This window comes from Azospirillum sp. TSO35-2, from assembly GCF_003116095.1.
Classification (GTDB): Bacteria; Pseudomonadota; Alphaproteobacteria; order Azospirillales; family Azospirillaceae; genus Azospirillum.
Map to the genome: position 1 here is coordinate 874,647 of NZ_LGRA01000021.1, position 23,345 is coordinate 897,991.

A 23,345-nucleotide genomic window follows, 5' to 3' on the forward strand; every position below is an offset into this window, starting at 1 on the left:
CGACGTGGATTGTTCTGGGCACAGGATGGAGCAAACTCAGGGGCATCAGCAAGGGAGAATGTCGATGAGCGACAAGAGACAAAGGAACGCGATCGTCACCGGAGCCTCCAGAGGGATCGGCGCGGCGATCGCCCGGCGGCTCGCAAACGACGGACTCGCCGTCATCGTCAACTACGCCGGAAGCCGGGAGGCGGCGGAAGAGGTCGTCCGGTCGATCACCCGGGGCGGCGGCACCGCACGGGCGGTCCGCGCGGACATCTCGGACCCCGCCGGCTTCACGACACTGTTCGACGAGGCGGAGCACGCCTTCGGCCGGGTCGACGTCCTGGTCAACAACGCCGGGATCATGACGCTGTCCCCGATCACCGACACCGACGACGTGAGCTTCGCCCGGCAGGTCGACACCAATCTGGGAGGCGTCTTCCGCGGTCTGCGCGAGGCCGGACGGCGGATCGCCGACGGCGGGCGCGTCATCAACCTCTCGACCAGCGTCGTCGGCCTCTACCAGCCGACCTACGGCGTCTATGCCGCGACCAAGGCCGCGATCGAGGCGCTGACCCACATCGCCGCCAAGGAATTCGGAGCGCGCTCCATCACGGTGAACGCGGTCGCCCCCGGACCGGTCGCAACCGACCTGTTCCTGACGGGCAAGCCCGAGACCCTGATCGACAACATCCGGAAGATGAATCCGCTCGGCCGGCTCGGGCAGCCGGACGACATCGCGTCGGTGGTGGCCTTCCTCGCCGGCACGGACTCCGGCTGGATCAACGGCCAGGTGATCCGCGCCAACGGCGGCGTGGTCTGAAGGAGGCGGCCATGTCGCAGATCGCACTCGTCACCGGCGCTTCGAGCGGTTTCGGCCGCATGATCGCCACGGCGCTGGCGGAGAATGGACACACCGTCTATGCCTCGATGCGGGACCTCCAGGGCCGCAATGCCGCGCCGGCGGCAGAACTGGCGGCCTATGCCGCCCAAAACAGCATCGCCCTGCGCACCGTTGAACTGGATGTGCAGGACGACGCCTCCGCCGAGCAGGCGGTCGGCCGGATCATCCGGGACGAAGGCCGGCTGGACGTCGTGGTGCACAACGCCGGGCACATGGTCTATGGCCCGACGGAGGCCTTCACCCCGTCCCAGCTCGCCGCGCTCTACGACGTCAACGTGCTGGGCACGCAGCGGGTGAACCGGGCGGCCCTTCCGCAGATGAGACGGCAGGGCCGCGGCCTTCTGGTCTGGATCGGCAGCACCAGCGCGGCCGGCGGCATCCCGCCGCTGCTCGGTCCCTACTTCGCCGCCAAGGCGGGGATGGACGCGCTCGCCGTTTCCTACGCCCGCGAACTGGCGCCGCTCGGCATCGAGACCAGCATCGTGGTGCCTGGAGCCTTCACGCAAGGGACCAACCACTTCGCCCATGCCGGAGCGCCGGACGATGGCGAGAGGGCCGACGCCTACGCCGCCGCATGGCCCGACGGGTTCGCCGTGCGGCTGCGGGATGCCCTCGCCGCGACCGTTCCGCCGACGGCCAATCCGCGAACCGTGGCGGAGGCCGTCGCCCGCATCGTCGACACCCCCTTCGGTTCGCGGCCGTTCCGGATCGTCATCGATCCCGCCGACGACGGAGCGGCGACCTCCTACGCCGTCATCGACCGTATCCGCCAGGAGTTCCTGCACCGGATCGGCTTCGCCGAACTGCTGCGCCCACACGGGGCGCCGTAGATTTCACACCAAGCAGAAGGAAAGAGACCATGCCTTTCGTGAACATCAAGACGCCCGAGGGTGCCCTCAGCCGCAAACAGAAGGAGGAGATCGTGCACCGCACGACCGACATGCTGATCGAGTATTTCTCCGAGGCGGCCCGTCCCCACACCATGGTGCTGATCGAGGAGGTCAAGGACGGCGGCTATGCCCGCGCCGACCAGGTGTTCATCCTTCCTGACGAATACCGGGCGCGTGAAACCTGAAACGACAGGGCCGGGGAACATCCCCGGCCCGTCACCATTCTATGCGACCGCACGGTCCGCAAGAAACGCTTCAGATCTCCCGGCCCAGGATGCGGTCGAGGGAATAGCGGCTTCCGCCCTTGAAGGAGATGTAAAGGGCGAGAAAACCCATCAGCAACGGATACTCCATCCCGGTCTGGAACCAGATCCAGGTCGGGGCGAGCACGAAGCAGATCGCCGCCATCTCGACGGCGATCATTGGGGCGACAATTCGGGTGAACAGGCCGAACGCCAGCATCAGCGCCCCGCCGGTTTCCAGGAACATGATGAAGTAACCGAACGCCCAGGGGAACGGCAGGTTGAGCACATTTTCGATGTGCCCCACAGACCGGGCCAACGGCGCGATCGTCGTCGCTCCATGCCCGCTGCCGAGCAGCTTCGGCATCCCGTGGGTCAATAGAATGATGCCGAATGCAAAACGCAGCGCCGCGTAGGAAAGCGGCTCGGCGATGGCATAAAATCCCGACAATGCCGGAAACACCAACCGGACCGTTCCGCCCTTGGGATCCGAACCCCACTCCATGTCTGCGAGTTCAATCTCTTTACGAAGGGACGCCATCTCTTATTCTCCCCAGAAGCCGTTGCAAGTTCAGCACGAGAGTGCACGGGGCCGGCGACCGATGACGTATCGCAAATTCAGTGATCGCTATGACCGCTGATTATATCGGCCAGACACCATCTGCGCAGGGATGGAACTAGGCGAGCGGCGCCGGCGCTGGTCGCTGGATTTCGTCAGCGACGCCCTGGGCGACGACCGCCGCTTCCGCATCCTGGCGGTGGTGGATCGCCGTGCACGGACCGCGCCCGTCAGACCCGAACGTCTAGGCGCCGCGCAGCCGCGCCGTGTTCTGCTCGGCGGCCAGCGCCCACAGATCCCAGGCGCGGTTGATCGCGCCGGTGTTGGTCGCGTCGGCCTGGGCCGCCTCGCCTTCGGTCAGGAAGGTGGCGGTTCCCAGGGACGCGGCCGTGGCCTGGATGCGGGCATTGACTTCCGCGTAAATCGACCGGAAGACGGATTGACGCAAGGTCCGGCCGACCACGGTCATCCCATGGCCCCGCATGAGGACCACCGCATGGTCCTCCAGCGCGGCGGCCAGCTGGCAGCCAAGAGCCGCGCTGCGGATCAGCAGATCGCTGGCGTCGCCGGCATGATCGCGGATTTCGAAGATCGGCGTCCCGCGCTTCAGGAAGCCGCTCATGTGGCAGATCGGACAAAGCGGCGCGCCCGCGACCACCGTGAAGGGAAGCATCGAGACGGCGTGGCTGTGCACCACCCCCATCACCTCGGGATGGGCACGGTAGATTTCGCTGTGGATGAAGCGTTCGAGATAGCCGGGCTCGTCCTTCCGGTCGACCGGCTCGGCGTCGAGGCCGTAGACCAGGATGTCCTGTGCACTCACCAGCCCCGGCGCCCGGTTGCGGGACAGCAGGAAACGGTCGGGGCGGTCGGGATGCCGCACGCTGACATGGCCGAATCCGTCGACGATTCCCCGGTCGAACAGGATGTGGTTGGCGACCACCAGTTCCTCGACGGCAGCCCGCAGAGTGTTGCTGTCTTCCATCTCTTACACCTTTGACAATCAACCGGATTCTTGTGCTTGCGCCTTGACCGGGTGTTACGGGGTCTCACGCGCCGCCCGCATCGGCGCCGGCCCACCCTTGCCCTCGGCACCGTGGTCCAACCGCAGTCGCCGGCTGTAGACGGCCAGTTGCCACAGGCAGGGGATCGGCACCAGCAGGACCACGGCGACGGAGAGGAAGATCGGCAGGACCGACGTGTCCGCACCGACCATCAGGCCGATTGCGAACGGGCCGACCACCGCGCCGAGCCGGCCGCAGCTCATCGCCCAGCCGATGCCAGTCGACCGGATGCTGGTCGGGTAGACCAGGGCCGACAGGGCGACGCAGCTCGACGAGGCGAGCCCCATGAAAAGCCCCGTCACGGCCGCCGCCATCATGATCGGCGCCAGCGTCGTCGATGCGGCGAAGCCGAACAGGATCACGCTGCCGCTGGCCAATGCAAAGGCCGGGATCATGCAGGCCGCGACGCCGAACCGCTCGATCAGCCGGCCGGCCACGCTGGTTCCGATGAACGAGCCGAGACCGTTGAACGCGACGACCAGCGCCGTCTGGCTCGCCGTGAAGCCCAGGGGCGTCAGCAGGGCCGGGCTCCAGGCCGCGACCACGGTCAGGGATCCGAAGATGACGAAGCACACGATCCACAGCGGCACGGTTCCGCCGATCCGCCCGCTGGCGAACAGCCCGACAACCTGTACGCCCTGATGCCGCGGTTCCGACGACACGAACATTGTGCCCGATGCGGGCGGACTGCCGGTCATGCGGCCCACCAGACGGCCGACACCGTTGCTGGCGGTGCCTTGGGACAACAGGAACCGGATCGATTCCGGAATCGTGAAGCACAGGATCCCCGCGACCAGCAGCGGGACCGCGCCCCAGACGTGGAACAGCAGGCGCCAGTCGCCGTACTGGATGAGCGAGGCGTTGACGAAGCCGCCGAGCGTGCCGCCGAGCGGGAACGCCGCCCAAAGGGCGCTGACAATGGCGGCGCGGCGCCGGAGCGGGGCATACTCCGACGTCAGTGCCACCACCGACGGAACCGCCCCGCCGAGGCCGAGACCGGTGACGAAGCGCAGGACCGCCAGCGTGCCGACGTCGGTGGCCAGCGTCGTGGCGAGGGTTCCCAGCCCGAACAGCGCCGTCACGCCGATCACCGTCTTGCGGCGTCCGACCCGGTCGGCGATCAGCCCGCACAGCAGGCTGCCGCAGGCCGCGCCGAACGGCCCGGCGAAGAACACCCAGCCGAGCATGCTGCGCGGGAAGCCGAGGTCGCGGACGATCAGCGGGGCCGCGATGCCGATGATCTGGTAGTCGATCCCGTCCAGCAGGATGACCAGGGCGCAAAGCAGGAACACGCGCCACTGATAGGGGCTGATGTTGCTGTTATCGATGAGTTTGCCGATGTCTTGCGTTGCCATGACGCCGCCCCTCCTCCCGGGAATGCTTTTGTTGTGCCGGCGCGTGGTCAGGCGCGAAGGCGGATGTGGATGTTCTTTTCGCGGGTGAACGACAGCAGTTCGCCCAGGCATTCCTCGCGCCCGATCCCCGATTGCTTGAACCCGCCGAAGGGCGCCCCCAGGAAGTGCTTGCCGGTCTCGTTGACCCAGACGTAGCCGGCCTCGACACGCTGCCCGGTGCGGTGGGCGGCGTTCAGGTCGTTGGTCCAGATCGAGCAGGTCAGGCCGTACTCGACGCTGTTGACGTCGGCCAGCATCGCCGCCTCGTCCCGCCACCGCAGCACCGAAAGGATCGGCCCGAACACCTCCTCCCGCGCGATGCGCATGGTCTGCGTGACGTCGGCGAAGACCGTCGGCTCGACGAAGAACCCCTTCGCCAGTGCCGGATCCTCCGGCCGCCGGCCACCGTGGAACAGGCGGGCGCCGTCCTCCTTGGCGATGTCGATGTAGCGCAGCACGCGCTGGTGTTGCGGCTCGCTGACGATGGCGCCCATCGTCGTGGCCGGATCGGTCGGGATGCCGGGCCTGAACGGCGCGATGTGCTCCTTCAGCCGGTCGAGAACGGCCGCATAAAGGTCGTCATGCACGAAGGCGCGGCTGGTGGAGCCGCAGGACTGGCCGCACCATCCGAAATTCATGCCGGCGACCATCGCCTTGGCGACCTCGTCGGGATCGGCGTCGGGGAAGGCGATCAGCGCGTTCTTGCCGCCCAGCTCCAGCAGGACGGGCTTCAGCGTATCCGCCGCCGCGCGCATCACGGCCCGGCCGGTGGGGACGCTGCCGATCAGCGTGACCATCGCGATGCCGGGGTGGCTGGCCAGGGTCGCACCGGCGTCGCGGGCACCGGTCGCGATGTTGAAGACGCCCGGCGGCAGCAGGTGCCCGATCAGTTCGGCCAGACGGAGCGCCGACAGCGACGCCACCTCCGGCGGCTTCATGATCACGCTGTTGCCCGCCGCGAGCGGGGCGGCGGCCTTGGCCGCGGTGAACATGAAGGGGTGGTTGAAGGCGACGATCCGCGCCACCACGCCCAGCGGCTCCCGCGTGGTGAAATTGACCGAAGACGGCCCCATCGGAATGGAGTCGCCCTTCATTTCGGTGACCAGACCGGCGAAGAACTCGAAGGAGGCCGCGGCGGTCTCCACGTCGCGGGCCATTTCCTTCACCGGATTGCCGCCGTCGGCGGAATCGAGCAGGGCCAGCGCGTCGCCGTTGCGGCGGATCACGGCCGCGATCTCCCGCAGGATGCGGGCGCGTTCCATCGGGGGGACCGCGCGCCACGTTTCAAACCCTGCCCGTGCCGCGGCGATCACCGCTTCCATGTCGGCCGGATCGCCGAGCGCCACCGTGCCGAGCATCCTGCCGGTCGCCGGGTCCCGCGATTCGATGTACTGCCCCTCCTTCGGCGGGTGCCATGCCCCGCCGTAGTAGAGATCCTGGTGAACCGGAAGCAGGGACTCGATAGTCATGGTCTTCACCTCGTTCGCTTGCGACCTGATGCGCGCTGTAGGACTGAGGACAAGGCGGAAGGCCGGGACGGAACCTGTGTCCGTCACGCCGCCATCACCGGTGGGATTTGTTGTCGTCTGCGCGTTGGAAGCGGCGGGGATGCAGCCGGCCGCGTCGATTGCTTCCACGCTAAGCGATCAGCCCGATCACGCAGACATCGAAAAGCCGGCGCCCGCTATAACCCACTGTTATAACCGGCCGTTGGAGCGGGCTACTGCAAGGTCGCCCGGCTCGCGCCGAACGCATGCAGGTCGGCTTGGTAGACCGGCATAAGACCCTGTTGCGAAATGATGCCGACATAGTCGCGCAGCACCTCGACGAAGATCTCGCCAGTGGCGCGCAGCGGCCGTCCCCTGGCCAGGATCAGTCCGGCGGGCCGGTCGGGGGCCTCGACCGGTACCGGGATCACCCTCAGCGAGCCGCGCAGCAGATCCCCGACCATCATCAGCCGCGGCACCACCGCGATCAGGTCGGTGCCGTACAACATTTCCCGGATGAACCCGCAGGAGTTCGAGCGGAGCGGCGCCTCCGGCAGGAGATCGAGCAGCGAGAGCAGGGTGTCGATGTCGTGACCGACGCGCTGCGTGACGGTCGGCAGGATGAAATCATAGCGCCTGAGCGCGTCGAGCACCGGCTCGGGCGTGGCGAAGATGGGATGGTCGTTCCGCGCCAGCAGCGAGATCGGCTCCGTCCACAGGCGCTCGCGGTGGAAATCATCCGGCAGGGGCGGCGCGTAGAGGCGTCCGATCACGAGATCGAGCTCGCCCGATGCCAGCAGAGGCAGAAGCTCTTCGGTGCGCCCCTGCTGCATGCGAACCTGGATGTTCGGATGGCGCGCGCGCAGATGGGCGAGTGCGCCGGGAATGATCCCGACAGCAGCGACCGGCAAGGCCCCGACCGCCACGATGCCGGCATCCGGTTTGGCAAGGATCGCCAGATCCTCCTCCAGCCGGTGGACTTCGGCGAGGATGCGGCGGCCCGCCGCGACCAGCGTTGTTCCCGCCTCGGTGATGCACACGCCGCGGGTATGCCGGTCGAACAGGCGGGTGCCGACGATGTCCTCGATCTCCTTCAGGGATTTGGTCAGGGCCGGCTGGGACAGGTTCAGCTTCGCGGCGGCCTTCAGGATGCTGCCCTCCGCCTCGATCGCGTCGGCGATGCGCAGCATCTGCAGCTTCAGCCGCTGATCGAGAAACCGTCGCGTCGACATCCCGGCCTTCCCTGTGGTCAGCTGCTCAGAACCGCCTTCACCCGCTCCGGCGTGAACGGCATCCGGCGCAGCCGCTTGCCGGTCAGGACATGGACCGCGTTGGCCACGGCGGCCCCGGTCATCGGCACGCCGATCTCCCCGGCACCGGACGGAGCGGCCCCGGATTCCACGATCCGGACCTCGATCTCGGGCACCTCGTGAATCCGCAACGGTTCGTAGTCGTGAAAATTGCTCTGCTGCACCTCGCCGCCGGCGATCGAGATCCGCTCCTTGAGCAGGCCCGACAGGCCGAACAGGATTCCGCCCTCGACCTGGGCGTTCAGGTTCTTCGGATGGATGGCGAATCCGGGATCGACCGCCGCCCAGAAGCGATGGACGCGGATCTGCCCGGTCGCGTCGTCGAGCGACAGCTCGGCCACGCCGGCCCCCCGCGTGGATTTGTACCCGGCAAAGGACAGCCCGTGGGCGCGGCCCGCCGGCGCCTTGCCGAAATCCGACATGGCCAGCACCGCGTCGAGGACCGCGAGGCCGCGGGGACTCCCCGACAGCAGCCTCCGGCGGATCGTGACGGGGTCGCTGCCGGCCGCGGCGGCCAACTCGTCGATGAAGCATTCCCGGGCGTAGCAGTTCGGCGCCCAGCCGATCCCCCGCCAGGCGGAGACGCGGCTGCGCCGTTCGACGAGCACATGGTCCGCCAGCAGGTCGGGGATCGCATAATCCGAACTCTCGGTCCCTTCCATGACCAGCAGATCCTTGCCGGCGGCGCTCTCCCAACGCTGCGGTGCCGCGAACTGGAGGATCGACGGGCTGGCCACGCGGTGGCGCAGCGCCTTGACCTCCCCGCCGGGACCGAGCACGGCGTCCAGCTGATGGGCGGTCGCCGGGCGGAACCAGCCGCTCTTCACGTCATCCTCGCGCGTCCACATCAACTTGACCGGACGCCGGAGCTGCTTCGACAGCAGCAGGGCATCCCGCAGGATGTCGCGGGCGAAGAAGGTCCGCCGGCCGAACGCCCCGCCCATCGGCATGGCGTGGAAACGGATGCGGTCCGGAGTGGTCGAGAGCGCCTGCGCGGCGGCCGCGATGGACAGGGTCTGGCTCTGCGTTCCAAGCCACACCTCCGCTCCCTTGCCGTCCTCGTCGACCGCGGCGACCGCGGCCAGCGGTTCCATCTGGGCGTGATAGGTGTGCTCCGTCGTGTAGACCGCCGACACGACCCGGTCGCCGGCCGCGCTCAGGGCGGAGGCCGCGTCGCCGCGGTTTTCCCAGGCGACCGCGTCCCGCCCGCCATCGGTTGCCGCCTGCACCAGGGCAGCCAGATCCGTTTCGCTGTCCGCCGTCCGGAAGGGAGAGTTCCGCGTCCACGCGACCTTGACGAGGTCGCGGGCCGCCAGCGCCGTCTCCCAGCGCTCGGCGACGATGGCGACGCCATTCGACAGCGTCACCACGTCGACCACGCCGGCCAAAGCCTTCGCGGCCGCGCCGTCCACCGTCACCGGCCGTTCCCCTTCGACCGGGGCCGGCAGCACGCTGGCATAGAGCATGCCCGGCAGCCGCACGTCGATCGAATAGACCGCGCTTCCGCGGGTCTTGTCCGGGATGTCGCGCCGGCCGGGATCGGTGCCGATCAGACGGTAGGCCGACCTGGGCTTCAGATCCGCCTCTTGGATCGCCGGGACATCGGTCACCAGCCGCGGCAGGCCCGCGACCTCGCCGAAGGACATCCGCCGGCCGCTGCCGCGATGGACCACCCAGCCCGGTTCGGTGGCGACCTCCCCGGCCGGAACCGACCACGCCGCCGCCGCCGAATGGATCAGGACCCGGCGCGCCCCGGCACCGGCCCGGCGCAAGGGCTCGAAATAGCCTTCGACCGAAGAGGATCCGGCGGTGAACAGGATCCCGCCGGTCTTGGGGTTGCCGTAGACGTTGGGCGGCCCCTGGTCGATCTGGCGCACCTCGACCTGCGACCAGTCGGCGTCCATCTCCTCCGCCACGATCATCGGCAGCGCGGTCCCGATCCCCTGCCCCATCTCGGTCGAGCCGAACCGGATGACGACCTTGCCCGTCCGCAGCACCGCCACCCAGGCGTTGAGCGGCACGGGATCGGCCTGCTGGGCGGCGGCCGGCTCCGGCAGGACCACGATCCCGCCACCGACAAGGACGGCGAAGCCCAGCAGTCCGGCCGAGCGCAGCACGTCGCGTCGCGTCGGTTCAACGAAGGCTGTGTCCATGATCAAGTCTCCTTCGCCGCCCGTTCGATGGCGCGCACGATGCGCGGATAAGTGCCGCACCGGCACAGGTTCGGCGCCATCGCCTCGATGATCCGGTCGCGGCCGGGCTTCGGGGTGGACCTCAGCAGGGCGGCGGCTCTCATGATCTGGCCCGACTGGCAGTAGCCGCATTGCGGGACCTGCTCCGCGATCCAGGCCCGCTGGAGCGGGTGGTCGCCGGCCGCCGAAAGACCTTCGATCGTCGTAACGGGGGTATCGCCGACTGCCTCGATCGCGGTCTGGCAGGCGAAGACGGCCTGGTCGCCGAGATGGACGGTGCAGGCGCCGCAGGTCCCGGCGCCGCAGCCGAACTTGGTGCCGGTCAGACCGAGATGCTCCCGCAGGACCCAGAGAAGCGGGGTCCGCGGATCGGCATCGATCGGGACGCTCACTCCGTTAATGGTGAGTTTAGCCATCATTGCCTCGTGCGCCAGTCGCCCGACCCGGAAATCAAATCCCCCTCGCGTCGCGAGGCATCACGGGCGCGCCATCCGCCGGTCGGGCTGCCATCCGTGGGATCGCCTTCAAGTTAGCGATAGGCCAGGGGAACCCGAAATCGATAATGGTTATGCCTTGTTATCCATGAAATGGATTTTGCCAGCGCCGGTCCGGCGTCCCAGGTTTCGTCTCCCGCCGACCTCCCGGCCCTTGGGCATCAGAGCGCCTCTCCGCTCCTGCACCACGGCTGGGGGACACGACCCACCGGGATGCAATCCTGGATAAAGGCCGACCCATTCGCAGTACAACAGGATGGTGTGCCCTCTCCCGGCCAAATTTGAATTATTCTAAACTGAGGATCCGCCGAAGCGATCAAAAAGCCAAAACAGTCGAGGAAATGTCCATAGGAGTGATCCATGTCAGGTTTCCTGAAACGATTGCCCATGGCCGCCGGGGTAGCCATGCTGTTCAGCGTCGGAGCGACAGCGGACCCCTTGCCACCGGATGCGACCTACCGCCCGCTTCCAACACTGCCGTTCAGCACCGTCAAAGCGGCCGATGAAGCGCAAAAAGCGCAAGTCCTGCAGCGCCAGCAAACTCTTCTCACCGAGCGCTACGACACGGCGGATCATCCGATCCCCAACGTGATGATGTCGGGTGGCCGGAAACCGGTTCAGGCCGGCGTCCGTGTCAAGCTGCCCGCGGGGGTGACGTGGGACAGCCTGGCAGCGCTGAGCCCCGACCAGATCCGGGAAAGGGATCTGCTCCCAGCCGGTTTCATGCCCCTCCCGCATGTCAAGCAGCCAACGGGCGGGCAGGTGTTCCCCAACCAGCAGATCGAGCAGATGCGGACGCTGGAGAGCCGGAACCTGCAACGCTTCGATGTCGATTTCGATCTCCAGGACCGCTTCACGCCGGAATTCCCCCCGCCCATTTTCCTGACCACCCATCCGGAACTGGGTGACGTGTCGCGTGGGCAGGTCCTGTCCATCCGGAATTTCTACGAAACGATGAACGGGATCATCACGCCCGTGCAGATGGAAGGTCTGCGCCTGCTGCTGACACCGTTCCCGCAGGAAGAGTTTAATCAAACCGAGGATCGCAAGAGCGCCGAGCCCAGCATGGGGGTGGCCTGCCTGGATTGTCACGCCAACTTCCACACCAATGCGGCCTTCCATCTGACCCCGGACGTGCGTCCGCAGTCGGCCCGGTTCCGGCTTGACACGACCAGCCTGCGCGGCCTGTTCAACCAGCAGATCCATGGCTCCAAGCGGTCGCTTCGCTCCGTCGAGGACTTCACGGAGTTTGAGCAGCGGACGGCCTACTTCAACGGCGATCACGTCAGCGCCACGCGCAAGGGCGTCAACCTGCCCGACCGTCCCAACCAAGTGGCGATGATGGCGCAGATGCAGAACATCATCGACTTCCCGCCCGCCCCCAAGCTCGACCCCATGGGGCGTCTTGATCCCTCCAAGGCGACCGAGCAGGAATTGGCCGGAGAACGGGTGTTCATGGGAAAGGGACGTTGTGCGGAGTGTCACACACCGCAAACGGCCTTTATGGACAACAACATGCATGACCTGAAGTTGGAGCGGTTCTACAAGATCGGGAAGACCGTGAACGATCTGGTCATGCTGCCTGATGGCCCGATCAAGACCTTCACCTTGCGCGGTATCAAGGACTCCCCGCCTTACCTGCACGACGGTCGATTGATGACGCTGGCCGATACGGTCGAGTTCTTCAATCTTGTCCTTGGCGTGAAGCTGACGCAGGAGGAGAAGGATGCGCTCGTTGCGTACATGCTGACGCTGTGACGGTGGGTCACTTCGAAAAACGCTGCGCATAAGCAGTCATTGATGATGGAGGAAGAGCATGAGGTGCATCATCGCAGCCGCACCCATCGCCGCCGTCCTGCTGTCCCTGCCGGCGGCAGCGCAACAGGCGGGCAATCCGGCGGCCATGGCGCCAGGCACCGCCCAGACGAGTCCGGGGACACCGGCGCCGCATGAGATGAATCAGCAAGATCGCCTGTTCATCGAACTGGCGACCGCGGGCGGCCTGGCCGAGGTCGATTTCGGCACGCTGGTCGGAAAGAAGGCCGGAAGCAACGCCGTCAAGGGCTTCGCGGCCCGCATGGTGGAGGATCACGCCAAAGCGAACCAGAAGCTGGAGGCGCTCGCCAAGGCAGGGCAGGTTCCACAGCCCAAGGACCTGGACGCGGAGCACAAGGACCTTCGTGGTCAGCTCGACAAGGCCAGCGGCGCGGATTTCGAGCGCCTCTACATCCTCGGCCAAATCCGCGACCATCAGAAGACCGCGCAACTCCTGGAATGGGAGATCGGGTCGGGTCAGGATCCTGCGCTCAAGGATTTCGCCATGGAGACGCTGCCCACCGTGTTGGATCATCTGCGCGCGGCGCAAGGGATCGCGTCGCAACTGACGGGGCAAGCATCGCTCGCCACGGCAGCACCGGTTTCGGGAGCCGCCACGCCGAAGCCATAGCAGGGCGCGGAAAAAGGGACTGTGCCTGGCGGGCTGCCGTGCGTCTCTCCTCTGGCGCATGTCGGTCACCATGACCCGTCGCACGCAGCCCCGCTTTTCCAGCAACTTGCGAAGCCGGCGTAGCGAGGATCGGAACGCGCCGTCATGCCGCTCCAAACCCCGCCACGACCGAGGCCGCCAGCTCTCAGCCGATTTGTGCACCACCATCGGTCTCTGTTAGAGCTCGGCCGCGACCGCCTTCACCGCCTTGGCCGTCGCGGACACCACGATGTCGGCTTCCTCTCGGGTCAGGCAGAGCGGCGGGGCGAAGCCGAGGATATCGCCCTGGGGCATGGCGCGGGCGATGACACCCCGTTCCAGAAGCGCGGCGGACAGGCGCGGCCCGACCTTCGCCTCGGCGGGGAAGAAGCGGCGCTCGTCCCGGTCGGCGACGAACTCCACGGCCGCCAGCATGCCCTCGCCGCGCACCTCGCCGACCAGCCGATGCCCGCCCAGCGCGTCGGCCAGCGCGGCGCGGAAATAGCCTCCCGTTTCGCGCGCGTTGGTCACCAGATCCAGCCGGTCGATCAGTTCCAGGTTCGCCACGCCGGCAGCGGCGCAGAGTGGATGCGCCGAATAGGTCCAGCCATGGCCGATGGGGCCGAGCTGGTCGGATCCCTTCTCCAGCACCTTCCACACCCGCTCGCCCACGATCACCCCCGACAGCGGCGCGTAGGCGGAGGTCAGGCCCTTGGCGATGGTGATCAGGTCCGGCTTGATGCCGTAATGGTCGGAGCCGAACATGCTGCCGAGCCGGCCGAACCCGGTCACCACCTCGTCGGCGATCAGCAGGATGTCGTGCTTGTTCAGCACCGCCTGGATCTTCTCCCAATAGCCGGCGGGCGGCGGGACGATGCCGCCGGTGCCCAGCACCGGTTCGCCGATGAAGGCGGCGACGGTCTCCGGCCCCTCCGCCAGGATCATCGCCTCCAGCTGGTCGGCGCAGTGCTGGGAGAACTGTTCCTCGCTCATGCTGCGGTCGGCGCGGCGGAAGTAATAGGGGGCCTCCGTGTGCAGCACCGGCGGGCGCGGCAGGTCGAAGGCCTTGTGGAACAGCTCCAGCCCGGTCAGGCTGCCGGTCATCACCCCCGACCCGTGATAGCCGCGCCAGCGCGAGATGATCTTCTTCTTCTCCGGCCGGCCGAGGATGTTGTTGTAGTACCAGACCAGCTTGATGTTGGTCTCGTTCGCGTCCGACCCTGACAGCCCGAAATAGACGCGCGACATCCCGGCGGGGGCCCGGTCGACGATCATCTTGGCGAGCGTGATCGACGGTTCGCTGCCATGCCCGACATAGGCGTGATAGTAGGCGAGCTTGCCGGCCTGCTCGGCGATGGCGTCCGCGATCTCGCGGCGGCCATAGCCGACATTGACGCAATAGAGGCCGGCGAAGGCGTCCAGGCTGCGCTTGCCATCACGGTCGGTGATGTAGACGCCGTCGCCGCCGGTGATGACGCGGGTCGGCGTGTCGCCGCGGGCATGCGCCGCCATGTGGGTCGACGGGTGGAAGAAATGGTCGCGGTCCCAGGCGGTCAGCTCATTGGTCAGGTCGGTCATGGCGTGTCTTCCCAAGAAGAATTTCAGTTCAGGCGGCGTCGAGGCAGACGTATTTCAGCTCGGTGAAGGCCTCCAGCCCATGGCGCGAGCCTTCGCGGCCAAGACCGGACTGCTTGACCCCGCCGAAGGGAACCGGCGCGCCGGTGATCTTCACCCGGTTGACGGCCACCATCCCGTATTGCAGCGCCCGCGACAGGCGCAGAATCCGGCCGGCGTCACGGGTCACCAGATAGGCGACGAGGCCATAGTCGGTGTCGTTGGCGCGGGCCACCACCTCCGCCTCCTCATCAAAGGGCAGGATCGCGGCGACCGGGCCGAAGGTCTCCTCGCGCAGGATCAGCGAGTCCGGCGCCAGGTCGGCCAGCACGGTGGGACAGTAGAACAGCGGGCCGGCGGGATGGACCTCGCCGCCGGTCAGGCAGCGGGCGCCGCCGTCCAGCGCGTCGCGGACGTGGCGTGCGCATTTGTCGACGGCCCGCGCGTTCATCAGCGGCCCGATCTGCACGTCCGGCTCCAGCCCCGGCCCGACGCGCAACGCCGCGGTGCGGGCGGTGAAGGCGGCGCAGAAGGAGTCGTAGAGCGGACGCTGCACATAGATGCGGTTGGCGGCGAGGCAGTCCTGGCCGGAGGTGGCGAACTTCGCGTCGATGGCGATGTCCACCGCCCGCTGCAGGTCGGCGTCGGCGAAGATCAGCAACGGCGCATGGCCGCCCAATTCCATCACCAGCCGTTTCATGGTGGGGGCGCAACGCGCGGCGATGCGGCGGCCGATCCCGGTGGAGCCGGTGAAACTCATGGCGCGGACGCGGGCGTCGTCGCACAGCGCGCCGACCAGCGGTTCCGCCTCGCCGGTCAGGATGTTCAGCACGCCGGCGGGGATGCCGGCCCGTTCCGCCAGTTCCGCCAGCGCCAGCGCCGACAGCGGCGTCTCGGAAGACGCATGCGCCACCACGGTGCAACCGGCCGCCAGCGCCGCCGCCGCCTTGCGCGTCAGCATGGCCGACGGGAAGTTCCACGGTGTCGCCATGCCGACCACGCCCAGCGGCTCCCTCCGCAGCAGCATTTCGGCGTCGGGCAGATGGCTGGCGAGGCTCTCGACGCCCACCCGCTTGCCCTCTTCCGCGTACCACTCGACAAAGGAGGCGGCATAGTCGATCTCCCCCCGCGCTTCGGCGAGCGGCTTGCCCTGCTCCAGCGTCATCAGCAGGGCCAGATCCTCCCGGGCGGCGGTGATGCGGTCGAACCAGTCGCGCAAGCGGGCGGCACGGTCCTGCGGCAGCCGGGCGCTCCAGGCCGGGAACGCTGCCGATGCTGCGGTGACGGCGGCGGTCGCCTGGGCGGCGTCCAGCGCCGCGACATGGGCGAGTGTGCGGCCGCTGGACGGATCGGTCACCGGAAAGGTGTTGCCGCTTGGCGCCGCCGTCCAGCGCCCGCCGACATAGGCGAGTTCACGCAGCAGCCGGCGGTCGGTCAGGCGGCTGACGGCGTCGTGACGGTCCGGACGGGACAGCTGCGCGGTCATGGGCACCTCCTGCTGGACAAGGGATTGGCGCCGATGCGCCGGTGTCCCAAAGTCTAGCGGGGGTGTGGTGGAGACTGTGTCCGAAACGGGGGCGTGCTGTGGAGAGTGTCTCTTTATCGGCGTGGGGAGGAAGAGAAAGTCTCTGTCAAGGCAGGACAGGCCCGCTCCGCTCCTCCACCATCAGCGCCTCCAGCGGCATCGCCGCGTCGTCCTTCACCGTCCGTGTCACGATGTAGGTGAAATAGCGGTCGATCCCGGCATCGCCGTCCAACAGCCGGTCGATGATCCGCTGATAGGCGTCCACGTCGCGCGCCACCACCCGCAGGACATAATCGACCCCGCCGCCGACCGACCAGCAGGAGACGATGCCGGGTTCGGCCCGCACCGCCCGTTCGAACCGATCGAAATCGGCCTGCCGGTGGCTGCCCAGCGTCACCTCGACCAGCGCCATGGCGAAGGGTGTCACCAGCCGCAGAGCCAGCCGGGCGTGATAGCCGGTGACGATGCCGGCCTCCTCCAGCCGGCGCAGCCGCACCCAGCAGGGCGTCGGCGACAGCCCCACCCGGTCGGCCAGCGCCAGCTTGGTGATGCGGCCGTCACGCTGGATCTCCGACAGGATGCGCAGGTCGATGGAATCGAGCTTCAGCTCAGGCATGGCGCGGGCCGCCTTCAGGAAAGTGACAACCGACGATGTCCGTGCTTTCCGGCATTGTCAAATGTGATGATTTCCAGCAGAAATGTTGCATGACAAAGTGGCACCCCGATGCATCGGCTTTGAGCAGGCCCGTCTATCTCTCGCTGGCCGAACAGGTGCAGCGGGCGATCACGCAAGGCCAACTGGCGGTCGGCGACCAGCTGCCCACCCACCGGCAGCTTGCCGACGAATTGGGCATTTCCGTCCAGACCGTCAGCCGCGCCTATGAGGAACTGATCCGGCGCGGCCTGATCAGCGGGGAGACCGGCCGCGGCACCTTCATCCGCGCCGCCCAGACCGAGGTCGATCCGCCCTACATCCCGCAGCGCACCGACGAGGTGATCGACCTGTCGATCCTGAAGCCGGTGTGCGAGCCGCTGCATGTGGAGGCGATGCGACAGGCGCTGGCCGAACTGTCGGCCAGCCTGCCTCCCGCCGTGGTGCTGTCCTTCCGTCCCAACACCCTGTTCGCCCGCCACCGGACGACGGCGGTGACGTGGCTGCGCCAGTGCGGGGTGGACACGACGGCGGCCAACGTCACCCTGACCAACGGCGCCACCGCCGGCATGACCATTGCCCTGATGGCCGCCGCACCGCCGGGATCGACCGTGGTGACGGAGGAGGTCGGACACCACACGCTGCTGCCGCTCGCCTCCTATCTCGGCATCAAGCTGCGCGGCATCGCCATCGACGAGGAGGGGATCCGGCCCGACGCGCTCGACGCCGCCTGCCGGGACGGCACGGCCAAGGCCCTGTTCGTCATGCCGAATCCGATCAACGCCACCGCAACCTATATGGGCGAGGGCCGGCGTGCCGAGATCGCACGGCTGGCCCGGCGCCACAATCTGTTGATTGTCGAGAACGACCCGCTCGGCCCCCTGCTGAGCGAACGACGCCCACCGTTGGCGGCCTTGGCACCGGAGCGGACGCTCTACGTCACCAGCTTCACCAAGACGGTGATGCCGGGCCTGCGCACCGGTTACCTCGTGGTTCCCGACCGGCTGCTCGCCGCCGTCACCAACCGCCATCTGGTGACCAACTGGATCGCGACGCCCATCGTTGCCGAGATCGCCACCCGCTGGGTCGAGAGCGGCTTCGCGATGGAAATGGTGGAGTGGCAGCGCAAGGCCCTGCAGCGCCGGCACGCTCTGGCCGCGGAGATCCTGAAGGGCATCCCGCACCGCAGCCATGCCGAGGGCCTGCATCTGTGGCTGCCGCTGGGCGAAGGACGGCCGGAGGCGACCTTCGTGTCGCATGCCCGCCATCAGGGGGTGGCGCTGGCACCGGGACTGGCCTTCGCCATCGGCCCGGGAGCGCGGCCCGACGCGTTGCGCGTCTCCATCGGCTCCACCACCGAGGCGGAGCTTCACGCCGGTCTGCGCGTGATCGTCAACCTGCTGAACAGCGACCCGGAGCCGGTGCTGCTCGCCATGTGACAAGCCTCATCGTGACGGGCCCGGTAATTGTCATGATTTTATTTTCCGGATTGACATGATTTGGGAGGTCCCGCATCGTTCACACACATCCACGGTCGCCAACCAATGCAAGGGAAGACCGGTGTGACCGACACAATCATCGACATCGACTGCGTCACGAAACGCTACGGCTCGCACACCGTGCTGAAAGACTTGTGCTTTTCAGTCCGGCCGGGTGAAAAGCTGGCGTTGATCGGGCCGTCCGGCTCCGGCAAGACGACGATCCTGCGGACGCTGATGACGCTGGAAACCATCGAAAGCGGCACCATCCGCATCGATGGCGAGCACCTGTTCCAGATGGAGCGCAACGGCCGTCTGGTCCCCGCCGACGAGGCGCATTTGCATCGGATGCGGACCAAGATCGGCATGGTGTTCCAGCTGTTCAACCTGTTCCCGCACAAATGCGTGCTGGAAAACGTCACGCTGGCGCCAATGCTGACCAAGGGCGTCAAGAAGGCGGATGCCGAGCGCCGGGCGATGGAGTTGCTGGACCTCGTCGGCCTCGCCGACAAGGCCCGCGCCATGCCGGTCCAGCTGTCCGGCGGCCAGAAGCAGCGGGTGGCCATCGCCCGCGCCCTGGCGCTGCAGCCGAAGATCATGCTGTTCGACGAGGTGACCTCGGCGCTCGACCCCGAACTGGTGGAAGAGGTGCTGAACGTCATGCGGATGCTGGGGTCTACCACCGACATGACCATGCTGCTGGTGACCCACGAGATGAGCTTCGCCCACGATTTCGCCGACCGCGTGCTGTTCTTCGACCGCGGCCGCATCGTGGAAGAGGGGCCGCCCGACGTCCTGTTCACCAACCCGTCGCATGAGCGGACCCAGGCCTTTTTGAAAAAGATCATCGCCGCCGGCCAGCGTATCTGACGGTTTGCGCTGGCGGCCGGCGTCCATTTCCGCATGTTTTTCCGAACGCAGGAGACCTCGGCTTCATGGCTGATTGGGCCGGCTATCTGGGCTTGATGCTGGACGGCGCGCTGGTGACGGCGAAGCTGACCGTGCTCGGCTGCGCGCTGGCCCTGCCGGCCGCCTTCGCCGCCGGGCTGGGCCGGCTGTCGCGCGTCTCCGCCGTGCGCACCGTGTCGGTCGCCTATATCGAGTTCTTTCGCGGCACGTCGATCTTTGTCCAGCTCTTCTGGGCTTATTTCGTCCTGCCGCTGATGGGCGTGACGCTGACGCCGTTGCAGGCCGGCGTGCTGGCGCTCGGGCTGAATGTCGGCGCCTATGGCGCGGAAGTGGTGCGGGCGGCGGTGCAGTCCATCGGGCGCGAGCAGCACGAGGCCTGCATCGCATTGAACCTGACGCGCTGGCAGAGCCTGCGCCACGTGCTGCTGCCGCAGGCGGCGGTGGTGATGGTCCCGACCTTCTGCAACAACGCCATCGAGCTTTTGAAAGCGACCTCGGTCGTTTCGCTCATCTCGCTCAGCGACCTCACCTTCCAGGCGCAGGTCGTCCGCTCGCAGACCGGCAGCACCGCCCTGCCCTTCCTGACCGTGCTGGTCATCTACTTCACCTATGCCAGCCTGATCTCGCTCGGCATGAAAGCCCTGGAGCGCCGCATGACCCGCGGCCTCGACGGGCTGCGCACCTAAGGGAACCCGCCATGGAATGGGACTGGGAGTTCGTCCGCGAGATCATGCCGACCCTGCTGGACGGCCTGCGCATCACGCTGCTGGCGACGCTGCTCGGCTCCATCCTGGCCGCCGCCGCGGGGTTGGGCTTCGCCCTGCTGCGCCGGTCGAAGAGCCGGCCGGTGGCGCGCACCACCGGCGTCGTGGTGGAGTTCATCCGCGGCACGCCGCTGCTGGTGCAGCTGTATTTCCTGTTCTACGTGCTGCCGGAACTGGGCCTGCTGCTGTCACCGCTGACCGCCGGGGTGGTGGGGCTCGGCCTCCATTACGCCACCTACACGTCGGAGGTCTTCCGGGCCGGCATCGACAACACGCCGCGCGGCCAATGGGAAGCGGCGAAGGCCTGCAACCTCACCCCCTACCAGACCTGGCGGCATGTCATCCTGCCACAGGCGATCCCGCCGATGATCCCGGCGCTGGCGAACTACTTCGTCGCGATGTTCAAGGAAACGCCGCTGCTCTCCGCCATCACGGTGATCGAGCTGATGAGCGAGGCCCGCAGCGTCGCCAACAGCAACTACCGTTATCTGGAGCCGATGACGCTGGTCGGTGTCCTGTTCCTGTGCATCAGCCTGATCGCGGTGCCCGCCCTGCACATGCTGGAGCGCCGCTTCCGGCCAACCCGTTGATGACCGGTCCGCCGATCACCGGACCGCTGATCGCCGACCCGCTGCTGACCCCGGAGTTCCCGAGCCATGCCCTCCATCCCGATCCTGCGCTCGGCCACCACGCTGGCCTTCGATGACCGCCCGTTCGAAAGGCGCGTCGGTCTGGTCGTTCTGGCGACCGACCACACGACCGAACCCGATTTCCGCCGCATGGTCGCGGGCGAGCGCATCGGCGTCTACACCGCGCGGATCGCCTACGCCAACCCGACGACGCCGGAGAATCTGCGCCGCATGCAGCCCCGTCTCGCCGAGGGGGCGGCGCTGATCCTGCCCGACGAGCCGCTCGACGCCATCTGCTATTCCTGCACCTCGGCCAGCGTCGTCATGGGCGACGACGCCATCGAGGACGCCATCGCGTCGGCCAAGCCGGGTGTTCCCGTCATCACCCCGCCGGCCGCCGCCCGTCGCGCCCTGAAGGCGCTTGGCGCCCGGCGCATCGCCGTGCTGACCCCCTACACCGAACAGACCAGCCGGCCCATGGCCGCCTATTTCAGCGAGCACGGGTTCGACCTTGCGCGCTTCACCTGCTTCGGGCTCGACGACGACCGGGAAATGGCGCGCATTACGCCCGACAGCCTGGTGCGCGCCGCCGCCGACGCGATGGCGCCCGACGCCGACGCGCTGTTCATCTCCTGCACCGCCCTGCGCTCGGCCGCCGTCGCCGCGGAGATCGAGGCCGCGATCGGCCGTCCGGTGGTCACCAGCAACCAAGCCACCGCCTGGGTCACGCTGCGCCTGTGCGGCGACGACCGGCCCCGGCCCGAAGGCGGGCGGCTGATGACCCTTCCCTTGCCGGCAGAGGCTCACCCATGACCGGACACGGCATCGGCCTGGAGGACGTCTTCCGCGCCCGCGCGCGGCTGGCCGGGCGGATCGCGGCGACACCGACCGTCGCCTCGCCCAGCCTGACGGCGCGCTGCGGCGTCCCCGTCTTCCTCAAGCTGGAGACCCGCCAGACCACCGGCAGCTTCAAGCTGCGCGGCGCCACCAACGCGCTGTCCGCCCTGCCCCGTGCCGCGCTGGCGACGGGGGTCGCAGCCGCCTCCACCGGCAACCACGGTCGGGCACTCGCCCATGCCGCCGCACAGGCCGGCGTCCGCTGCGTCGTCTGCATGTCGGCGCTGGTCCCCGCCAACAAGGTCGACGGCATTCGTGCGCTGGGCGCCGAGATCCGCATCATCGGCCGCTCCCAGGACGATGCCCAGGTCGAGGTTGACCGGCTGGTCCGCGAGGAGGGGTTCGCCTCCATCCCCCCATTCGACCATGCCGACGTCATCGCCGGCCAGGGCACGCTGGGGCTGGAGATCGTCGAGGCGGTGCCCGACGCCGCCCTTCTGCTGGTGCCGCTGTCGGGCGGCGGCCTGATCGGCGGTGTCGCGCTGGCGGCCAAGGCGCTGCGGCCCGGATTGCGGGTCGTCGGCGTCTCGATGGAGCGCGGTGCGGCCATGCACGCCAGCCTGCAAGCCGGGCGCCCGGTCCAGGTCGAGGAGTTGGAAACGCTGGCGGACTCGCTCGGCGGCGGCATCGGGCTGGACAACCGCTACACCCACCGCCTCGCCGCCAGCCTGCTCGACGACGTGATCCTGCTGACCGAGGCCGAGATCGCCGCCGGCATCGAGCACGCCTATTCCGCCGAGCAGGAGATCGTCGAGGGCGCCGGCGCCGTCGGCATCGCCGCACTGCTCGCCGGCAAGGTCGCGCCGCGCGGCCCCACGATCGCGCTGCTGTCCGGCCGCAACATCGCCATGGACCTGCACCGCCGCATCATCACCGGAGCCCATTCATGCCCCGCATGACCATCCTGACCGAGGCGGAGCTGCGGCGGATCGTTCCGCTCGACGGCGATGCCGTCGCCTGCGTCGAGGACGCCTTCCTGGCGCTGGCCACCCGCCCGGTGGCGATGCCGCCGATCCTGCGGCTCGACATTCCCGAATATCGCGGCGAGGTCGACGTCAAGACCGCCTATGTCCCCGGCCTCGACGGCTTCGCCATCAAGATCAGCCCCGGCTTCTTCGGCAACCCGGCGCTCGGCCTGCCCAGCGTCAACGGGCTGATGGTGCTGCTGAGCAGCCGGACCGGCTTGGTCGAGGCCCTGCTGCTCGACAACGGCTATCTGACCGACGTGCGGACCGCGGCGGCGGGGGCGGTCGCGGCCAAGCATCTGTCGCGCCCCGACAGCGCCGTCGCCGCTGTCTTCGGCGCCGGGGTGCAGGCGGCATTGCAGCTGGAGGCGCTGACCCTGGTCCGCCCGATCCGCGAGGCCCGTCTCTGGGCGCGCCAGCCCGAGCGCGCCGCCGCCGCCGCCGCCCGTCTGTCGGATCACCTCGGCATCCCGGTGCACGCCGTCCAGGACGGGCGAGCGGCGGTCGCCGGTGCCGACGTCATCGTCACCACCACCCCGGCGGACCGGCCGATCCTGGCGGCGGACTGGCTCGAACCCGGCCAGCATGTCACCGCCATGGGGTCGGATGCCGAGCACAAGAACGAACTCGATCCCGCCATCCTCGTCCGCACCGACCTCTACGTCGCCGACAGCCTGGCGCAGACCCGACGGCTGGGCGAACTGCACCACGCAATTTCCGCCGGGGCGGTCGCCGCCGACCGCGACTTCCCGGAGCTGGGCGCCGTCATCGCCGGGCAGACCCCGGGCCGCCCGTCCACCGACGCCATCACCGTCTGCGACCTCACCGGGACCGGGGTCCAGGACACCGCCATCGCCACGCTGGCGCGCAGCCGGGCCCTGGCGGCCGGCGCCGGCACCGCCTTCGACGCCTGAACATCCCTCCTCTTAC

The 23,345-nt window shown here is 68.1% G+C and carries 22 protein-coding genes; 12 read left to right on the forward strand and 10 right to left on the reverse strand.

Annotated elements, in window-relative coordinates:
* Positions 1-64 precede the first annotated feature (64 nt).
* From TSO352_RS20060 to TSO352_RS20070, 3 genes are read left to right on the forward strand one after another with little or no spacing between them, the layout of a single operon-like run.
* Complete coding sequence (locus TSO352_RS20060) at positions 65-805, forward strand: SDR family oxidoreductase (RefSeq protein WP_109110755.1); 741 nt, start codon at positions 65-67, stop codon at positions 803-805.
* 11 nt (positions 806-816) lie between these two features.
* Entirely contained in the window at positions 817-1,716 is a 900-nt protein-coding gene (locus TSO352_RS20065) for an SDR family oxidoreductase (protein WP_109109022.1), read from the forward strand.
* Positions 1,717-1,745: 29 nt separating this feature from the next.
* A complete protein-coding gene (locus TSO352_RS20070; protein ID WP_109109023.1) occupies positions 1,746-1,961 on the forward strand; it encodes a 4-oxalocrotonate tautomerase family protein in 216 nt (71 codons plus the stop codon).
* Between the two features lie 70 nt (positions 1,962-2,031).
* On the opposite strand, the gene TSO352_RS20075 is transcribed toward TSO352_RS20070, so the two are convergent.
* The 7 genes from TSO352_RS20075 to TSO352_RS20105 form a co-directional block, all read right to left on the reverse strand.
* A complete protein-coding gene (locus TSO352_RS20075; RefSeq protein WP_199231670.1) occupies positions 2,032-2,559 on the reverse strand; it encodes a DoxX family protein in 528 nt (175 codons plus the stop codon).
* Positions 2,560-2,821: 262 nt separating this feature from the next.
* Positions 2,822-3,562 carry a class II aldolase/adducin family protein gene (locus TSO352_RS20080; RefSeq protein WP_109109024.1) on the reverse strand — a complete coding sequence of 247 codons (741 nt, stop codon included), beginning with the start codon at positions 3,560-3,562 and terminating at the stop codon, positions 2,822-2,824.
* A gap of 54 nt (positions 3,563-3,616) precedes the next feature.
* On the reverse strand, positions 3,617-4,996 hold the full coding sequence (locus TSO352_RS20085) for an MFS transporter (protein ID WP_158284610.1): 1,380 nt from the start codon (positions 4,994-4,996) through the stop codon (positions 3,617-3,619).
* 47 nt (positions 4,997-5,043) lie between these two features.
* Positions 5,044-6,504, reverse strand: coding sequence for an aldehyde dehydrogenase family protein (locus TSO352_RS20090; protein WP_247872274.1), 1,461 nt, complete (start codon positions 6,502-6,504; stop codon positions 5,044-5,046).
* A gap of 251 nt (positions 6,505-6,755) precedes the next feature.
* Positions 6,756-7,754, reverse strand: coding sequence for a LysR substrate-binding domain-containing protein (locus TSO352_RS20095; RefSeq protein ID WP_109109027.1), 999 nt, complete (start codon positions 7,752-7,754; stop codon positions 6,756-6,758).
* A 17-nt stretch (positions 7,755-7,771) separates the two neighbouring features.
* Positions 7,772-9,985 (reverse strand): molybdopterin cofactor-binding domain-containing protein, encoded by a 2,214-nt coding sequence (locus TSO352_RS20100; RefSeq protein WP_109109028.1) that lies wholly within the window; start codon positions 9,983-9,985, stop codon positions 7,772-7,774.
* 2 nt (positions 9,986-9,987) lie between these two features.
* Complete coding sequence (locus TSO352_RS20105) at positions 9,988-10,440, reverse strand: (2Fe-2S)-binding protein (protein WP_109110757.1); 453 nt, start codon at positions 10,438-10,440, stop codon at positions 9,988-9,990.
* Positions 10,441-10,878: 438 nt separating this feature from the next.
* Here TSO352_RS20105 and TSO352_RS20110 point away from each other — a divergent pair, with 438 nt between their 5' ends.
* Positions 10,879-12,276, forward strand: a complete 1,398-nt coding sequence (locus TSO352_RS20110; RefSeq protein WP_109109029.1) for a cytochrome B6 — start codon at positions 10,879-10,881, stop codon at positions 12,274-12,276.
* 58 nt (positions 12,277-12,334) lie between these two features.
* Positions 12,335-12,964 carry a DUF4142 domain-containing protein gene (locus TSO352_RS20115; RefSeq protein ID WP_109109030.1) on the forward strand — a complete coding sequence of 210 codons (630 nt, stop codon included), beginning with the start codon at positions 12,335-12,337 and terminating at the stop codon, positions 12,962-12,964.
* A 216-nt stretch (positions 12,965-13,180) separates the two neighbouring features.
* On the opposite strand, the gene TSO352_RS20120 is transcribed toward TSO352_RS20115, so the two are convergent.
* The 3 genes from TSO352_RS20120 to TSO352_RS20130 form a co-directional block, all read right to left on the reverse strand.
* Positions 13,181-14,560 (reverse strand): aspartate aminotransferase family protein, encoded by a 1,380-nt coding sequence (locus TSO352_RS20120; RefSeq protein ID WP_109109031.1) that lies wholly within the window; start codon positions 14,558-14,560, stop codon positions 13,181-13,183.
* 28 nt (positions 14,561-14,588) lie between these two features.
* The gene (locus TSO352_RS20125) at positions 14,589-16,082 is read right to left on the reverse strand and encodes an NAD-dependent succinate-semialdehyde dehydrogenase (protein WP_109109032.1); all 1,494 of its coding nucleotides are present in this window, start codon (positions 16,080-16,082) and stop codon (positions 14,589-14,591) included.
* A 145-nt stretch (positions 16,083-16,227) separates the two neighbouring features.
* Positions 16,228-16,737 carry an Lrp/AsnC family transcriptional regulator gene (locus tag TSO352_RS20130; RefSeq protein ID WP_109109033.1) on the reverse strand — a complete coding sequence of 170 codons (510 nt, stop codon included), beginning with the start codon at positions 16,735-16,737 and terminating at the stop codon, positions 16,228-16,230.
* Positions 16,738-16,856: 119 nt separating this feature from the next.
* Between TSO352_RS20130 and TSO352_RS20135 the strand changes: the two genes are divergently transcribed.
* From TSO352_RS20135 to eutC, 7 genes are all read left to right on the forward strand, one after another.
* Complete coding sequence (locus TSO352_RS20135; protein WP_199231671.1) at positions 16,857-18,212, forward strand: PLP-dependent aminotransferase family protein; 1,356 nt, start codon at positions 16,857-16,859, stop codon at positions 18,210-18,212.
* Positions 18,213-18,335: 123 nt separating this feature from the next.
* Positions 18,336-19,121 carry an ectoine/hydroxyectoine ABC transporter ATP-binding protein EhuA gene (ehuA, locus tag TSO352_RS20140; protein WP_109109035.1) on the forward strand — a complete coding sequence of 262 codons (786 nt, stop codon included), beginning with the start codon at positions 18,336-18,338 and terminating at the stop codon, positions 19,119-19,121.
* Positions 19,122-19,186: 65 nt separating this feature from the next.
* A complete protein-coding gene (ehuC, locus tag TSO352_RS20145; RefSeq protein ID WP_109109036.1) occupies positions 19,187-19,846 on the forward strand; it encodes an ectoine/hydroxyectoine ABC transporter permease subunit EhuC in 660 nt (219 codons plus the stop codon).
* A gap of 11 nt (positions 19,847-19,857) precedes the next feature.
* Positions 19,858-20,514, forward strand: a complete 657-nt coding sequence (ehuD, locus tag TSO352_RS20150; protein WP_109109037.1) for an ectoine/hydroxyectoine ABC transporter permease subunit EhuD — start codon at positions 19,858-19,860, stop codon at positions 20,512-20,514.
* Between the two features lie 66 nt (positions 20,515-20,580).
* Positions 20,581-21,366, forward strand: a complete 786-nt coding sequence (gene eutA, locus TSO352_RS20155; protein ID WP_109109038.1) for an ectoine utilization protein EutA — start codon at positions 20,581-20,583, stop codon at positions 21,364-21,366.
* A complete protein-coding gene (eutB, locus tag TSO352_RS20160) occupies positions 21,363-22,349 on the forward strand; it encodes a hydroxyectoine utilization dehydratase EutB (RefSeq protein WP_109109039.1) in 987 nt (328 codons plus the stop codon). The genes eutA and eutB overlap by 4 nt, the downstream gene beginning before the upstream one ends.
* Positions 22,337-23,329: an ectoine utilization protein EutC gene (gene eutC, locus TSO352_RS20165; protein WP_109109040.1), complete on the forward strand. Its 993-nt coding sequence runs from the start codon at positions 22,337-22,339 to the stop codon at positions 23,327-23,329. Before eutB ends, eutC begins: the two co-directional genes overlap by 13 nt.
* Positions 23,330-23,345: the final 16 nt, after the last annotated feature.

What these genes read in the sequence shown, in the direction of transcription:
- TSO352_RS20120 (WP_109109031.1), bottom strand. Translation starts at nt 14,560, where the DNA reads ATGACCGACCTGACCAATGAGCTGACCGCCTGGGACCGCGACCATTTC.
- TSO352_RS20090 (WP_247872274.1), bottom strand. Translation starts at nt 6,504, where the DNA reads ATGACTATCGAGTCCCTGCTTCCGGTTCACCAGGATCTCTACTACGGC.
- eutC (WP_109109040.1), top strand. Translation starts at nt 22,337, where the DNA reads ATGCCCCGCATGACCATCCTGACCGAGGCGGAGCTGCGGCGGATCGTT.
- TSO352_RS20085 (WP_158284610.1), bottom strand. Translation starts at nt 4,996, where the DNA reads ATGGCAACGCAAGACATCGGCAAACTCATCGATAACAGCAACATCAGC.
- TSO352_RS20100 (WP_109109028.1), bottom strand. Translation starts at nt 9,985, where the DNA reads ATGGACACAGCCTTCGTTGAACCGACGCGACGCGACGTGCTGCGCTCG.
- TSO352_RS20060 (WP_109110755.1), top strand. Translation starts at nt 65, where the DNA reads ATGAGCGACAAGAGACAAAGGAACGCGATCGTCACCGGAGCCTCCAGA.
- TSO352_RS20105 (WP_109110757.1), bottom strand. Translation starts at nt 10,440, where the DNA reads ATGGCTAAACTCACCATTAACGGAGTGAGCGTCCCGATCGATGCCGAT.
- TSO352_RS20110 (WP_109109029.1), top strand. Translation starts at nt 10,879, where the DNA reads ATGTCAGGTTTCCTGAAACGATTGCCCATGGCCGCCGGGGTAGCCATG.
- TSO352_RS20080 (WP_109109024.1), bottom strand. Translation starts at nt 3,562, where the DNA reads ATGGAAGACAGCAACACTCTGCGGGCTGCCGTCGAGGAACTGGTGGTC.
- TSO352_RS20075 (WP_199231670.1), bottom strand. Translation starts at nt 2,559, where the DNA reads ATGGCGTCCCTTCGTAAAGAGATTGAACTCGCAGACATGGAGTGGGGT.
- TSO352_RS20130 (WP_109109033.1), bottom strand. Translation starts at nt 16,737, where the DNA reads ATGCCTGAGCTGAAGCTCGATTCCATCGACCTGCGCATCCTGTCGGAG.
- TSO352_RS20065 (WP_109109022.1), top strand. Translation starts at nt 817, where the DNA reads ATGTCGCAGATCGCACTCGTCACCGGCGCTTCGAGCGGTTTCGGCCGC.
- TSO352_RS20115 (WP_109109030.1), top strand. Translation starts at nt 12,335, where the DNA reads ATGAGGTGCATCATCGCAGCCGCACCCATCGCCGCCGTCCTGCTGTCC.
- eutB (WP_109109039.1), top strand. Translation starts at nt 21,363, where the DNA reads ATGACCGGACACGGCATCGGCCTGGAGGACGTCTTCCGCGCCCGCGCG.
- eutA (WP_109109038.1), top strand. Translation starts at nt 20,581, where the DNA reads ATGCCCTCCATCCCGATCCTGCGCTCGGCCACCACGCTGGCCTTCGAT.
- TSO352_RS20095 (WP_109109027.1), bottom strand. Translation starts at nt 7,754, where the DNA reads ATGTCGACGCGACGGTTTCTCGATCAGCGGCTGAAGCTGCAGATGCTG.
- TSO352_RS20070 (WP_109109023.1), top strand. Translation starts at nt 1,746, where the DNA reads ATGCCTTTCGTGAACATCAAGACGCCCGAGGGTGCCCTCAGCCGCAAA.
- TSO352_RS20125 (WP_109109032.1), bottom strand. Translation starts at nt 16,082, where the DNA reads ATGACCGCGCAGCTGTCCCGTCCGGACCGTCACGACGCCGTCAGCCGC.
- ehuC (WP_109109036.1), top strand. Translation starts at nt 19,187, where the DNA reads ATGGCTGATTGGGCCGGCTATCTGGGCTTGATGCTGGACGGCGCGCTG.
- ehuD (WP_109109037.1), top strand. Translation starts at nt 19,858, where the DNA reads ATGGAATGGGACTGGGAGTTCGTCCGCGAGATCATGCCGACCCTGCTG.